Raw genomic sequence first — 797 nt, 5'->3', positions numbered from 1 at the left:
GTTTAGCGGACAGTAATAGTTTTTTATTTTAAAATTACACGAATATGAAAAAGAGTTTATTACTTGCAGTATCATTGCTTTTCAGCTTGACTACTATTTTTGCGCAAAGGGTTACTGTTCCTGAACCAGAATTTGCAGATCAAACTTATTTATTAACTTCCGACAACACTTACAAGTTATTGCCACGAGAGACAGGTGTCATAAAAACGAAAGCTGGCGCTTCGTTGTATCTGACAGGTATTGGTAAAGTGAAAACGCGTCTTACGCTTCCGGGAAAATCGTCTAAAATTTCCATACCTTCGGGGCAAGTGCGTTTCATTATAAAGGCTGCCAACAACGATACTGATCCCTCTTCATTTATCAACATTTTTCCTTTTGAAATTAAAGGGAAAGAGCGCAGAGCACAACTCGCTGAAGCAGGTACTTTCTCTGCTTCGAAATCTAACTCGTTGGGACAAATTGACTTTAAGGCAAAAAAGTATGGAGAGAGTTCTTACTACATTGTAATAGATAACTTACAACCGGGAGAATACGGAATCAACTTAGGCGACCCGGATAAACTGAATGAAAAAAATAACATGAAAGTTACGACATTCAACGTGAAATAAAGGTATTATCCTATAAAAGTGTGTAAGTTCCTTTTTCCTTATCTTTGTATTTGACAAGGTATAAAAAAGAAAAATGGAACTTACACATTTGCAAATTTCTGAAATTCTTTCGAATTACACAAACTGCAGCAAGGGTTTTGTGGAAAGGCACAAATTCATCGTGAGATGAAATCTGAAAGAAGCAGTGTC

1 protein-coding gene is annotated in these 797 nt (G+C 36.4%); it reads left to right on the top strand.

Annotated elements, in window-relative coordinates:
- Positions 1 to 44 precede the first annotated feature (44 nt).
- Positions 45 to 608, top strand: a complete 564-nt coding sequence (locus ETF27_RS11115; protein WP_130829050.1) for a hypothetical protein — start codon at positions 45 to 47, stop codon at positions 606 to 608.
- The last annotated feature ends 189 nt before the right edge of the window (positions 609 to 797 follow it).

Source organism: Prevotella brunnea (assembly GCF_008016795.1).
GTDB lineage: Bacteria > Bacteroidota > Bacteroidia > Bacteroidales > Bacteroidaceae > Prevotella > Prevotella brunnea.
Note: the sequence above shows the minus strand (reverse complement) of the source record. Positions and strands in the feature narration are given on the sequence as shown.